We start from the raw sequence: 12,829 nt of genomic DNA, 5'->3' as shown, positions 1-12,829 counted from the left end.
GACGCGCCCATGACCCCGCAAGCTGGGCAACGGCGAGCGGAGGCGGTCAGGTCATCGAGAGGGTCATGACCGGGATATCCGCGTGCGACGTGGTTAAATACCCGTCGATGGTGAACTCGACGCGAGACAGCTCGAGATGAGGAAGCGTGCTTCCGGCGAGCAGGAGAAGGACGTCTCGCTTATTGCGGAAACTGCCAATGCTCGCGAGGTTGCGGAGAACCGTGGTTTGGATCTTGGTCTGGCCGACTTTGACCACGCCCCCCGACGCGATGGACATCGTGTGGCCGTCCGCCGTCCGGGCGATGTGCATCCCCTCAATGGTGGCGGATTGGAACGACAAGGTGTTCGTGAGCACATTCAGCCTGGCTTGATTGGCTTGGATTCTCGTTGCCTTGAGTAGAAACGGCGCCGGAGAGCTCACGGGATCACCCCTTTTTGCAGGTCATGCACGTGTTGGCTCAGCTCACGGTCATCTGCATGCTGGGCATTTGAATATTTTGGGTGTTCATGGACGTATCGATGGTCAAGTTGACGTTGGTGAGCACGAGCGTCGGGATGGGCTTTTGAATCAGCGCGTCCGCGAGAACGACCGCGACGCTCGGCGACTGCACGTGAAAGAGCGATCCGATGTCGTCTTTGAGTGTGCTGAACAGCGACGTCTTGATCACCGTCTGCCCCGCCGAAGCCGTTCCGTTGACTGCGATGGTATACGTGTGCCCGCCCGCCGAATAGGTCAAGCTCATCCCCTGGATGGATGCACTTGAGAACGACATCGACTCACCCAGAATGCTGATCACCGCGTTCTGCGCGATGATTTCGGACGCCCGAAGCGTGAAGGGAACCCTTCCGGGAAGAAGGGTCCCCGCGCGGGGCACCGAAGCTGGCATGAGCGTCATGGCGCACGCGGCTGCGGCCGCCGCGAGGCCCGCCGCCTTCGCACGGCGCCTGGACCCGGCTTCCCACACGCTCGAAAGCCTCATGCTCATCCCCCCTGCCCCTGGATTGGATTGGGGAGCGGCGGGCGTCCGCTCCCATGGAAACACGCGAACGATCGCGACGGGATACGGATCAGGTGCCGTTCGAGGTGCTTGAGCCGGAGGAGCTCGAAGAACTGCTCGACGCAGGCGTGATCGAGAGCGACATGCCCGGCAGCGAGATGCTCTGGGTGCTGAGATACGGGACCTGCAGCGTCGCATTGTTCATCTGGAGCTGGCTGCCGGACAGCGTGCCCGTCGAAGCGTCCATCGCAAGGCCCTGCGGGAAGCTCGTGTCGCCGCCGAGGCTCGACGCGTACACCGTCATGCCCGTCGCCTGCACCGGCGTGCTACCGGTACCGGCGCTAATGTTGATATTGAACGTGCCGAGCGGTGTGTTAATTTGCTTGGTGATCGTCATGTTCTGCAACGTGCCGTTCATCACAATCTGAGCCGCGCCCTGCTGCTGATTCGGCACCTGCCCCGGCGCCAGGCTGAACCCCGTGCCGTTGATGCTCGACGCCTGAACCGTGAACGGAATCGGAAGATTCACGGCAGCGGACACCACCCCGTTCATCACCATGCCAGTCAATGCGCCGATACCTGCCACGCCACCGGCCAACACGCCGGCAAACACTTTCCAATTCGTGCGCCCCTCCATGGGCATCGCCATCTCTGGATACATCGTGAACCCCTCCTTCAGAATTCGCTTACATCCCTCTCCGAGGGAGATGCTTTATGCGGAAGCGGAAGGCGTGTTGGGAAGATTCGGCGCCTTCGGTTTGGCGTTTTTCTGCTTCTTCGGCTGCACTGGGCGCCACGCCACCGCCATCGCACCTCCAACAAGACTCAGCAACATGCCGACAAACAGACCGCCAAATGACGCTACGACGAGAGACACCAGCGCGAGCACCACCGTGATGCTGCCGGTCAGCATCGCGTAGAAAGGAAACACCCATTCCAACAGGCCCATGATGAAAATCAGGATGCCGACCGCCGCGCCGATGGGCACGCTGGACTGCGAAAACGCGACGACATGCAGCAGACTCACCGGCCCTGCGGCCACGATGGCGCCCCCGAGCATCGAGAGCAACCCCGCTGTGAAGGGGCGCGTTCGCCGCCAATGGCGAAATCCCTTGCGCGCGGGCTGCACCGGCGTGGTTTCCGTCGCTTCCACGTCGACAATCACGCCAGTTTCTCGTGACTTGGGGCTGGACTCAGGCGCGGGCGTGACCGACACCGTTTCCGGCTCCATGGCAACCATTCCTCCTCTTCGCGGCGTCGCCTGCACTCGCTTCCCCTTGCGGCGCGTATCCTCGTCCGGCAGGCGAAGCGGATCGCCGCGCACAATCTGGGTGGGCGTCAGCACGCCTGGCGGCACTTCCTCCAAATCGTTGTTGCAAGCGTTTTCGAGCGCACCGACCGAATCCGCGTGGTCGCCTCCCTCTTCGGCTTTGGCGGCCTCCTGCGCAGACCGCTTCGCGGCGGCCGGAAGTAAAAGTGCCGGATCGACCGCCTCGTGGCGCCTCCTCCGCGGGCGCGGCACCTCGCCGGTGGATCTCTGCACCTCGGGTGGGCTTGCCGAATCGATGCCTTCACCTTCTGCAGCCGCGCGCTCGCCTTCCGACACGTCCCCCGACGCCTCGCGCCCACGGCCTGCCGCTTCATGGGACGGCGAGTGCTCCCCGCCCTCCTCGGACGCCAAAACCTGCTCGGCAGCTTCCGGCCGCGCCTTGACCTCGGCCGATCCGACATGCGCAGCGCGCGCACCAAGTTGCAGGAATACGTTTTCACGCCACTCCGTCATGACCGTCGGATCGGGCCCCGGCCAGCGGGTGGGCGTGATCGCGTACTGAAACACGTGCGGCTTTGGCTGCGACTGGCGATCCCCCGCGGCTTCCGCGCTGCGGGCGCCTTCGTCTTCGTTTGGATTCGCGGTCGCCATTGGTCTCAACCCCCTCGATCGCCTGAATCCCCGAATCCGGGTGGCTCTCGCTCGACGCGCCTGCGACCTCAGCTCGGTGAATCGCGGGGTTTGAGCTTATGCTAATACGCGGCGAGCGCTCCCCCCATCCCTTCGGCGTGGGAACTTTACTCCGAGAAATAAGGGGTTGCCCCGGTTCGACACATCCTGACAATAGTGTTGAGAGGAGGGATTCTTAGTGACACTATCGCTCCAATCTTCTGAATCTGTCAAGACGATCGCCCCGAAGACCTATCCCTTGGTCCTCATCCATGGGCTTCGGAACGCGCACCGCTGGACAGAGGCGTTCTTGCGGCGGTGCCTGGCCATCTGGGGGTCGGATCGCGTCTTTGTGGTCCACCTGAACCGAAGCGATCGCCTGTGGAGCGCGGAATACCCCGAGGGATACGTGCATTTCGCCGGGACCCTTCACCAAGGGGCCGGCTGCGACACCGTGGAGCGGCAGTTCGAGTACCTGCGCCACAAGCTCGATCTCTTGGAGGCCCAGTGCGGGCTCACCCGCCCCTTCGACACCATCGCCCACAGCATGGGAGGGCTCGTGCTGAGAAGGTACGTGAGCGAGTTTCCGAACGACGTGGCGGCGGCCGTGACGCTTGGAACGCCCTACGGCGGAGCGCCCATGGCGCGAGACTTCCTGTGGTTCGGCTACTGCGTGGGCGCCGGCCGCGCGTTCCGCAATCTGACCCCCCGGTTTGTCCAGGACTTCGTCCGCCGACACCCGTGGCCGAGCGGCGTTCCCCTCTACACCGTGCGCGGCATTCACCGCGGCATCAGCTGGGGGGTGGGCGGGGAACTGTTCATCGGCACCCTGTACCATTTCCTCATGCGCCGCCGCTCGGATGGACTCGTTCCTGTGGACCACGCGCTGTGCCCTGACAGCCAACATTTGGCCGATCTCGCCGACCACAATCACCTTCATCTCGTCTCCGACCCCAAGGTGGCCGATCTCTGCGCTTCCGTGCTGCCCTGATCCCTGGCTTCTGGGGTTTCATCCCTCGATTCACCGCGAAGTCAGGGATGGCTGCCTCCAGACCCGCCCCGTATGGTAGGGGTAGAATTCGATGTACTGGAGGCGACACCCATGGCATTGACGGAAATGCCTCGCGTATTTCAGACGACCAGCGAGAAGCGCTTGAACCACAGCATTCTGCCCATGCGGTTGTATCACAAGGCGAAGAAGCTCGGCACGTGGGATCCGCGGGACATCGATTTCACAAAGGACAAGGAAGACTGGCAGGGGATGAACGAAGCCGAGCGCCGCGTCATTCTCCGCCTGTGCTCGTTGTTTGTCGCTGGCGAGGAAGCGGTTACACTCGACCTTCTGCCCCTCATCATGGCCGTGGCGCGCGAGGGCCGCTTGGAGGAGGAGATGTACCTCACGACGTTCCTCTTCGAAGAAGCGAAACACACAGAGGTGTTTCGGCGCTTCCTCGACGAGGTGGCTGGCGAAACGTCCGATTTGTCCGTCTTTCATAAGGACCATTACCGCAAAATCTTCTATGAGTACCTGCCGCAGGCCATGGGCCGTCTCGTGCACGATCCATCTCCCGAGGCGCAGGCCGAAGCGTCCGTGACCTACAACATGGTGGTGGAGGGCGTGCTCGCGGAGACCGGATACTACGCGTTCTACACCGCGCTGCAGAAGGAAAACAAGCTCCCCGGGCTGATCCAGGCCATCCGCCTTCTCCAGCGCGACGAGTCCCGGCACATCGGCTACGGCACCTACCTGTTGTCTCGGCTCATCAGCGAGAACGCTCACATCTGGGACGTCGTCAATCGGCGGATCAACCTGCTTTTGCCGCACGCTATCGGGGTGGTGCAGGATCTGAACGCCGAGCTCGACACAGAGGAAGCGCAAAAGCTCGCCGAGGAACTCGGCATCACCGACGTTCCATTCGGGTTGAATCCAGACGAATTCGTGGCTTACGCGCAGAAGCAGTTTGCCACTCGCCTCGGCGTTCTGCAGCGCGCCCGCGGCAAGTCCGTGGACGAGATCTATTACTACACCGAGGAGACCGTCGGCGTGGAGCAGTGACCACCAGGCCGCGTCGGCGAAGTCCGGCGCGGCCCTCACCCCTACCACGGCCGTGCCTCTCGCGGCCTCTGGCTCCATCCCCAAGTCGGAGCTGAACGTTTGTCGTTCAGCTCCTCTTTTGTCCTCGCTCACAGGCCCATCACGCCATCACGACAACCGGCGCTTGACGTACGCCGCGAAGAGCGGATGGTAGAGGCGATATTTGCCCCGACCCTCTTTCATCAGCAACCCCTTTTGCACGAGGCGCGCTGCCAAGGTTGACGCGCTCCGACCGTACGTGGAGAGCGGCCTCTCATCTGCCACAAGCGCCAGAAGTTCGCGCTCCGCGTCGGTCGCATAGTTCCACTCCGCTTCAAATTTCTCCATGCCCAGGCGCTCGTAGACCGCCGCCCATTGACCACGCACGAACTCCGCGTCAATCGTTCGAATCTCCAGGAGGTCGGCGCGATCGACGAGCTCGCGCATCACGAAAGCCACGAAATAAGGGTGGCCAAGCGTTTGGTCGTAAATTTCGCGTACCGCGTCTTCCCCCACTTGAAGCGGATGGCCAACAGCCTGAAGAGGTTCAACAATGGCTTCTCTCGTGTCATCCAGGCTGAACGGGCGAATGGGGAGCCGTTCGAAGAATCGCGTGACGGGTTCCGATACGTCCCGAGTGGCCTCAAACATATCCTCCTGGCCTGTGATGACCAGCGGATACACCATGCCCTTGCCCTGTAAATCCTGAAATACGGCGCGGAGGCTGAGGAGAAATTTGGAATCGATGGCCAAGAGATTGTTGGCGTCGTCGATGAAAATGAAAATCGCTGCCAGTCGATCGCGCACGTGGTACTGCCAGAGGCGGCTCAACTCGCTGTACAAAACGTCCACATGCACCAGGTCCGCTTTTTCCGAAGCGCGCCTCGTCACGGAAACTGGACCCAATCGCAAATGAGGTTCCCAGCGAGCAAACTCTTCGAGAAAGCGCTCTCCCAAACGAATGTTGGACAACAGGTCCTGCTTCAGCCGAGCAAGAAGGGAGTGGACAAAACCATCAAAAGAGCCGAGCGCGGTCGTGGCCGTCAGCGTGACCACCCCTACCGGAGGCTCGTGCTGACTCGCCATCCAAGCAAAGCGGCGGAGAAGACTCGTTTTCCCAATTCCCCATGGGCCCACGATGGCCACATTCCACGCGCCCGGCAAACTCGACTGGGTGCTCGCTCTCAGCGCTCTGGCAAACATGGCTTGTTCGAGCTTGCGGTTCGCGAAGAGCGCATCGTGGGCCGGAAAGTAGGGATTGAAGGGATTGACGCGCATACCCACCCACCATTCGTAACGCTGTTTGTTGTGTATGTTGTTAGTATATCAACCGATCGCAGTGACACATACCGCGCATCGCGGACGCCCGCGTCAAAGCGGTCTCGGCCCTCTGCCATGAGGCGCCCGCGAATGCTTCCCCTCTACTTTCCCATCCCGTCCGCCAACCGCACGAAGTCCGCGAGCGACAGCTGCTCGGCGCGCGCCCCAGGGTCAATTCCGGCCGCGACCACCTTCTGGCGCACCATCTCCTTCGGCATGCCGAGCCCTGCGGCCAAGGCGTTCTCCAGCGTCTTGCGCCGCGTCCCGAACGCCGCCCGGACGACTCGAAACAGCGCCGCCTCGTCCGCCGCGCGCACCGCGGGGCGCTTGTCGCAGTCGATCTCGACCACAGCCGACTCCACCCCCGGCTGGGGCAGAAAGGCGCTCGGCGGGACGTTGAACAGCCGCCGCACCTCGCCGCGATACTGCACTCCGATCGACAGCACGCCGTAGTCCTTGCCGCCAGGCCGCGCCACCATGCGATCCGCCACTTCCCTCTGCACCATCACCACGGCGCGCGACACCGGCACGTCCGACTCGAGCACCTGAAACAGGATGGGCGTCGTCACGTAATACGGCAGGTTCGCCGCGAAGACCAGCCGATCCCCTTCATCCAGCCGCGGCGCGAGCAGCGCCCGCAGGTCCACCTTCAGGCAATCCTCGTAGACCACCTCGGCGTTCCCATGCGGAGCGAGCACCTCGTCCAGCACCGGGCGCAGGCTCTCGTCCTTTTCAATCGCCACCACGCGCTTCGCCCGTTCGGCCAGCGCCGCCGTCAGCGCGCCGAGTCCCGGCCCCACCTCGAGCACCACCGTGCGCGCATCCGGTGCCACCGCGCGCACAATGCCGTCCAGCACGCGCGCGTCCACGAGAAAGTTTTGCCCATAGCCCTTCTTCGCGATCACGCCATGCCGGCGCAGCAGTTCCTTCACCTCGCGCGCGGACACTGCGGTCATCCATCCAACCTCCTGACGGCCTCTTCAAACGCTTCGCGCGTGACGCCGTACGCGTTCAGCTTGTGCAAAAACGCCTTGGCGTTCCCGTAGCCGATACCGAGCCACTCGCCGAGCCTCTCGCGCCGACTGGCCGCATCGGGATGGTGGACGAGACGATGGCGAGCGAGATCGTCCAAGGTGAATTCGGGAGTCTCGCCGGAACCCTGCTCAGCCCGGGGCGTCTCGCGTCCGCGCGCCTCGATGAGCGCCCGGCGGACGTCCTCGGCACTCGCGTGTTCGATCCCGACGCCGCGACTCGACGTGGCGCTCGCCTTGCGGAGGTGGGCGTGCAGGAGGCCGGGCACAAGCTGGTCCAACCGGCGCCGGATGCGCTCTCCCGCGCCGTCCGGATCCGTGAGCACAATGGCGCCCCTTACCTGGACCGCGCGCCGGAGCAGATCCACCGTGCGGCGGCTGACGCGATCGCCGCCCAGAATGAGCACCTCGGCGTCGACCGCCTCATCCACCCGCTGTTTGTCGTGCAGCCCCTCCACCACCACGACCTCGCGCAGCTTCGGGCGCGAATCGGTCATGCTTTCACCTTCCCGAACAGGCGATGCGCGTTCCGCCACGTGATTTCGGCGATCTCGTCCACCGGCACGCCGCGGCTTGCGGCGAGCGCCTCGGCCACGAGCGCCACGCGCGCAGGCTCGTTGCGCTTGCCGCGAAACGGGTGCGGCGACAGATACGGGCTGTCTGTCTCGATGAGCAGCCTGTCCTCCGGCACGATGGTCGCCACCGCGCGGAGATCGTCCGACTTCTTGTAGGTGAGGGGGCCGGCGAACGAGATGTACATGCCGAGATCGACGGCGCGGCGCATGACTTCCTCGCGCTCGTTGAAGCAGTGCATCACGCCGCCCGCCGCATCTCCCGGCCGGGTGCGGGCCAACAGGGCCAACACGTCCTCGGTCGACTCGCGGTTGTGCACGATGATGGGGAGTCCCACGCGCTTGGCCAGCTCGACTTGCTTCTCCATGACCTCCTGCTGCACGGGGCGCGGCGCGGAGTCCCAGTAATAGTCGAGGCCAATCTCGCCGATGGCCACCACCTTGGGATGCTGCGCCATCCGCTCGATCTCGTCGTACGCGCCTTCCGGCACGTCGCCCGCCGACTCGGGGTGGATGCCGATGGCCGCGTACACGCCGTCGTGTTCTTCCGCGATGCGGATGACCTCGCGACAGGTGGCGAGATCGACCGCAGGCACCACGATGCGCTCGACGCCCGCCTCGCGGGCGCGCGCCAGGACGTCGTCGAGATCGTCCGCGAAGCGGCCGTCCATCAGATGGCAGTGCGTGTCAAACAGCCTCACTTCACAATCGCTCCGTTCGGCATGTTGTCCGGCACCGTCACGATGGAGAGCGTATCCCCCTCGGACGCGCAGAGGATCATGCCGAGCGAGTCCTGGCCGCGCAACTTCACGGGCTTCAGGTTGGCCACGACGACCACCTTTTTGCCCACGAGCTCCTCGGGCTGATAGTACTTCGCAATGCCGGACACAATTTGGCGCGTTTCGCCGCCGAGATCGACCTGAAGCACGAGCAGCTTGTCGGCGTTCGGGTGCTTTTCGCAGGCGAGCACCTGGCCGACGCGCAGTTCCACTTTGTCGAAGACGTCGATGGTGATCTCGTCCTTGTGCACCACCGTCCTTGCCTCTTCGGCCTTCGATTCCGCGTTGGCCTGCTGAGCCGAACCTGTCATCTCCGTCAAGATCTCAATCTCCTTTTCCACATCGAGTCTCGGGAACAAAGGCTCCCGCTCGGCCACCGTTTGACCGCTCGGGCCGAGGCCCATCTCGGCGCTGTCCCACGCAAACGCCTCGTCTCCCCAACCGAACTGCTCGCGGATGGCCTTCGGCGCATCCGTCATGAACGGCTGCACGAGAATGGCGGAGACGCGAATGGCCTCGACCATATGGTATAACACCGTCGCGAGCCGCTCCCGCTCCCCCTCCTTGTTCAGCTTCCACGGCTGGCAGTCGTCGATGTACTTGTTGGCCGCGCGCACGAGGTTCCAGAGCTCCGCGAGCGCCACCGAGAACTGGAGCTGGTCCATGTTCTCCTCGACCTTCGCCTTGACCTCCGCCGCGAGGTCGCGAAGGGCGCGATCGACGTCCGTGAGCGATCCCGGCGCGGGCACCACGCCGTCGTTGAACCGGTTCAGCATGGCGGCGGTGCGATGGACGAGATTGCCGAAGTCGTTGGCGAGATCGTAATTGAGCCGCTCGACCATGCCCTCGGGCGTGAACGTCCCGTCCTGCCCGAACGGGATCTCGCGCAGCAGGAAGTAGCGGAACGCGTCGCGGCCGTACCGGTCCACGAGCGAGAGCGGGTCGATCACGTTCCCCTTCGACTTCGACATTTTGCCGCCCTTGACGAGGAAGAATCCGTGGCCGAACACCTTCTTCGGCAGGGGCAGGCCAAGGGCCATCAGGATGATGGGCCAGTAGACCGCGTGGAAGCGGACGATGTCCTTGCCGACGACGTGCACGTCCGCGGGCCAGTAGCGCTCGAACTTCACGCGCTCATCCGCGTCGTCCGAGAGGTAGCCGATGGCCGAGATGTAGTTGACGAGCGCGTCGAGCCACACGTACACCACGTGCTTCGGATTGGAGGGTACGTGCACGCCCCAATCGAACGAGGTGCGCGAGACGCAGAGGTCCTGCAGCCCGGGCTCGATGAAGTTCTTGATCATCTCCGTCTTGCGCGAGACCGGCTCGATGAAGCCCGGGTTCTCCTCGTAGTATTGCAGCAGGCGATCCACGTATTTGCTCATGCGGAAGAAATACGACTCTTCGCGGACGAACTGGACCTCGCGCCCGCACTGCGGACACTTGCCGTCCACGAGCTCCCGCTCCGCCCAGTACGACTCGCAGGGCGTGCAGTACCAGCCCTGATACTCCGAGAGGTAGATGTCGCCCTGCTGAAGCAGGCGCTCGAAGATCTGCTCGACCACGCGCTCGTGGCGCGCCTCCGTGGTTCGAATGAAGTCGTCGTAGGAGATGTCGAGCTTCTTCCACAGGTCCTGAATCCAGGCGATGATGGGATCCAGAAACGCCTTCGGCTCGAGCCCAGCCTGCTCCGCGCGCTGCTGGATCTTGAGGCCGTGCTCGTCGGTGCCGGTGAGGAAGAACACGTCGTAGCCCCGCAGGCGCTTGTAACGCGCGATGGCGTCGGCGGCCACGGTGGTGTACGCGTGGCCGATGTGAAGCTTGTCGTTCGGATAATAGATGGGCGTTGTGACGTAGAAGGTCGGTTTCACGCACATCCCCGCCTTTCCCAAGCGTGTTGGCGCGCGGACGCCGCTGCGCCGCGCGGTTCATAAAAAAACCCCGTCCCGCATTGGGACGAGGATTGCTCGTGGTACCACCCAACTTCGCGCGAACAGCTCGCGCCTCGTTGCGGCCGAGCGCGATGCGGCTCAGCCTGTTCGATAACGGGAACTCCCGCGCTCGCCTCACCGGACGTTTGCCCAGGCTCGACGAGCGGCGCTCCAGAATCATACTCCCCAGCCGCTCTGTTGCCGGCTCCCACCCTCCCGGCTCGCTGGAAACCACGCCACTGGGTACCCTTCCTTCACCGCGCCGGATGCACTTGTCACGGAACGAACATGATGTTTGATCTTACGCGATGGCGCCGCAAAACGCAAATGTGGAACAGCGCGCACAAAAAAATTTTTTGTTCGCCAAAAACCGCATCATCTCGCGGTTTTTTAGAAATCGGAATCGTGGAACAGCCAGGATCAGAACTGTAAGGTCTTGCAAAACTCCGCGCATCCATTATAGTAAGAGTATAGAAGTATTTGCATGGCGTGATAGCGACGAAGCGGCGTGCATGACGCAGGCGTCTCGCTGGTTGGCCGTGCGGATATTTCTATGAGACATACAGAAAAATTTTAAAGAAACGGGGATGGTACAGTGAAGTCTACAGGTATTGTCCGCAAGGTGGACGAACTCGGTCGGGTGGTCATTCCCATCGAGTTGCGCCGCACGCTCGGCATCGGCGAGAAGGATGCGCTCGAAATCTACGTCGATGGAGATCGCATCATTCTCAAGAAGTACGAGCCGGCCTGCATCTTCTGCGGTCAGGCGGACGAGATCATCCACTTCAAGGGCAAGAACATCTGCCCGTCCTGCATCGCCGAGATGCAGCACGCGTAAATCGTCGATAAGGTGAGGCCGCAGCGGCAAAGAGATTTGCGCTGCGGCTTGTTTCGTTTCTCGTCGGCTCATCCGCCGAGCGTGCGGTTGTACAGCTCCCGCCGCTTGACGCCATGCGCTTCGCTCGCCCGCTTGACCGCTTCCTTGTGCGAGTACCCTTCTTCCATCAGCCGTTCCACCTCGCGCACCGCTTCCGCCCACCGCGCCTCCTCGCTCTCATGCGCGCCAGCGTCGTCCTGCGCGCCGCGGTTGTCGATCACGACCACATACTCTCCGCGCGCCCCCTCCGCCGCCAACCGGCGCTCGAGCTCCTGAAGCGTGCCGCGCCAGAACGACTCGTGCAACTTTGTGATCTCCTTCGCCAGCACCGCCGGCCGATCCCCGAGTTCCTCGACGAGCCAGTGAAGCAGGTTCGCCACGCGATGCGGCGCCTCGTACATCACGAGGGTGGCCGGAAGCCGGCGATACGGCGCCAGAAAGCGCGCGAAGTCCGAGCGCGATCGCGGCGGAAAGCCCAGGTACACCAACGGCGTGGCGGGCAGCCCGCTCGCCATCAGCGCGGCCAGGAAGGCGCTCGGGCCGGGGACCGGCACAATGGGCACGCCGGCCTCGAGTGCGGCGGCGACGGCCGAATCGCCAGGATCCGAGATGAGCGGCGTGCCTGCGTCGCTGACGAGCGCCACGCGCCGCCCCTCTCGCAGCCGCTCTGCCAGCCACTCGGCCCGCACCACCTCATTGTGTTCGTGAAAGCTCACAAGCCTGTCGCCACCCGGGATCTCGTAGCGGCTGAGGAGCTTCCGAGTCTGCCGCGTGTCCTCGCACAGGATGATGTCCACCTCGCGGAGCACGTCCAACAGCCGCAGCGAGACGTCGCGCAAATTGCCGATGGGCGTGCTGCAGACGTACAGACATCCGCCCTCGGGTTTCACCTGTTCTCCCAACGCCTTTTCTCCTCCATGCTGCATCCTGCGAAAAAAGCCCGCTCGATCGCGCCCGCAGGCGCGCCGAACGGGCCCTTGCCGTCAAGCGCGTTCGATGAACGCCAGACAAAACAGACATTCCCCGTCTGTGCGCAGGCTCCCATATTTGACGTTGCAGATGTGAAATCCTTCTCGATAAATGCGGCGCAGGTTCTCCTGCGCCGAGCCCGACTCCGCAAGGCCCTTTCCCATCGTCAGCGCCTGATAATGTTCGTTTTCTCGCCGCAGTCGCTGATTCTCCTCGATGAGCTCCTGAATCTGGTGTTTGAGCGATCCGAGCTCTTCGTACAGCTCGCCGATGCGCGCCTCCAAATTCGCAACCTGCACAAACAGCGATTGTTTGTCCATGTCTGGACACCAACCTCTT

General features: G+C 63.2%; 14 protein-coding genes. 3 read left to right on the top strand and 11 right to left on the bottom strand.

Going from position 1 to position 12,829, the window contains the following annotated elements; genetic code table 11:
* Positions 1 to 46 precede the first annotated feature (46 nt).
* The 4 genes from AACI_RS00710 to AACI_RS15540 all read right to left on the bottom strand — a co-directional run bounded on the left by AACI_RS00710 (position 47) and on the right by AACI_RS15540 (position 2,919).
* Entirely contained in the window at positions 47 to 421 is a 375-nt protein-coding gene (locus AACI_RS00710) for a hypothetical protein (RefSeq protein WP_012809589.1), read from the bottom strand.
* Positions 422 to 458: 37 nt separating this feature from the next.
* A complete protein-coding gene (locus tag AACI_RS00705) occupies positions 459 to 980 on the bottom strand; it encodes a hypothetical protein (RefSeq protein ID WP_012809588.1) in 522 nt (173 codons plus the stop codon).
* 88 nt (positions 981 to 1,068) lie between these two features.
* Positions 1,069 to 1,659: a DUF6230 family protein gene (locus tag AACI_RS00700; protein WP_012809587.1), complete on the bottom strand. Its 591-nt coding sequence runs from the start codon at positions 1,657 to 1,659 to the stop codon at positions 1,069 to 1,071.
* A gap of 51 nt (positions 1,660 to 1,710) precedes the next feature.
* Entirely contained in the window at positions 1,711 to 2,919 is a 1,209-nt protein-coding gene (locus tag AACI_RS15540; protein ID WP_012809586.1) for a DUF6114 domain-containing protein, read from the bottom strand.
* A 217-nt stretch (positions 2,920 to 3,136) separates the two neighbouring features.
* Here AACI_RS15540 and AACI_RS00690 point away from each other — a divergent pair, with 217 nt between their 5' ends.
* Together AACI_RS00690 and AACI_RS00685 are read left to right on the top strand one after the other, a co-directional pair.
* Complete coding sequence (locus AACI_RS00690; RefSeq protein WP_012809585.1) at positions 3,137 to 3,928, top strand: esterase/lipase family protein; 792 nt, start codon at positions 3,137 to 3,139, stop codon at positions 3,926 to 3,928.
* Positions 3,929 to 4,039: 111 nt separating this feature from the next.
* Positions 4,040 to 4,993 carry a R2-like ligand-binding oxidase gene (locus tag AACI_RS00685; RefSeq protein ID WP_012809584.1) on the top strand — a complete coding sequence of 318 codons (954 nt, stop codon included), beginning with the start codon at positions 4,040 to 4,042 and terminating at the stop codon, positions 4,991 to 4,993.
* Positions 4,994 to 5,140: 147 nt separating this feature from the next.
* On the opposite strand, the gene AACI_RS00680 is transcribed toward AACI_RS00685, so the two are convergent.
* The 5 genes from AACI_RS00680 to metG form a co-directional block, all read right to left on the bottom strand.
* On the bottom strand, positions 5,141 to 6,289 hold the full coding sequence (locus AACI_RS00680; protein WP_012809583.1) for an AAA family ATPase: 1,149 nt from the start codon (positions 6,287 to 6,289) through the stop codon (positions 5,141 to 5,143).
* A 143-nt stretch (positions 6,290 to 6,432) separates the two neighbouring features.
* Positions 6,433 to 7,287 carry a 16S rRNA (adenine(1518)-N(6)/adenine(1519)-N(6))-dimethyltransferase RsmA gene (gene rsmA, locus AACI_RS00675; RefSeq protein WP_012809582.1) on the bottom strand — a complete coding sequence of 285 codons (855 nt, stop codon included), beginning with the start codon at positions 7,285 to 7,287 and terminating at the stop codon, positions 6,433 to 6,435.
* Positions 7,284 to 7,859, bottom strand: a complete 576-nt coding sequence (locus AACI_RS00670) for a toprim domain-containing protein (protein WP_012809581.1) — start codon at positions 7,857 to 7,859, stop codon at positions 7,284 to 7,286. Before AACI_RS00670 ends, rsmA begins: the two co-directional genes overlap by 4 nt.
* Positions 7,856 to 8,635, bottom strand: a complete 780-nt coding sequence (locus AACI_RS00665) for a TatD family hydrolase (RefSeq protein WP_012809580.1) — start codon at positions 8,633 to 8,635, stop codon at positions 7,856 to 7,858. Before AACI_RS00665 ends, AACI_RS00670 begins: the two co-directional genes overlap by 4 nt.
* Positions 8,632 to 10,590 carry a methionine--tRNA ligase gene (gene metG / locus AACI_RS00660; protein ID WP_041707186.1) on the bottom strand — a complete coding sequence of 653 codons (1,959 nt, stop codon included), beginning with the start codon at positions 10,588 to 10,590 and terminating at the stop codon, positions 8,632 to 8,634. Before metG ends, AACI_RS00665 begins: the two co-directional genes overlap by 4 nt.
* A gap of 649 nt (positions 10,591 to 11,239) precedes the next feature.
* Here metG and AACI_RS00655 point away from each other — a divergent pair.
* Complete coding sequence (locus AACI_RS00655) at positions 11,240 to 11,482, top strand: AbrB/MazE/SpoVT family DNA-binding domain-containing protein (protein ID WP_012809578.1); 243 nt, start codon at positions 11,240 to 11,242, stop codon at positions 11,480 to 11,482.
* Between the two features lie 68 nt (positions 11,483 to 11,550).
* On the opposite strand, the gene rsmI is transcribed toward AACI_RS00655, so the two are convergent.
* Together rsmI and AACI_RS00645 are read right to left on the bottom strand one after the other, a co-directional pair.
* Positions 11,551 to 12,423 carry a 16S rRNA (cytidine(1402)-2'-O)-methyltransferase gene (gene rsmI, locus AACI_RS00650; RefSeq protein ID WP_012809577.1) on the bottom strand — a complete coding sequence of 291 codons (873 nt, stop codon included), beginning with the start codon at positions 12,421 to 12,423 and terminating at the stop codon, positions 11,551 to 11,553.
* Positions 12,424 to 12,504: 81 nt separating this feature from the next.
* Positions 12,505 to 12,810 (bottom strand): initiation-control protein YabA, encoded by a 306-nt coding sequence (locus tag AACI_RS00645; protein WP_008338013.1) that lies wholly within the window; start codon positions 12,808 to 12,810, stop codon positions 12,505 to 12,507.
* Positions 12,811 to 12,829: the final 19 nt, after the last annotated feature.

Source organism: Alicyclobacillus acidocaldarius subsp. acidocaldarius DSM 446 (assembly GCF_000024285.1).
Taxonomy (GTDB): Bacteria; Bacillota; Bacilli; order Alicyclobacillales; family Alicyclobacillaceae; genus Alicyclobacillus; species Alicyclobacillus acidocaldarius.
Note: the sequence above shows the minus strand (reverse complement) of the source record. Positions and strands in the feature narration are given on the sequence as shown.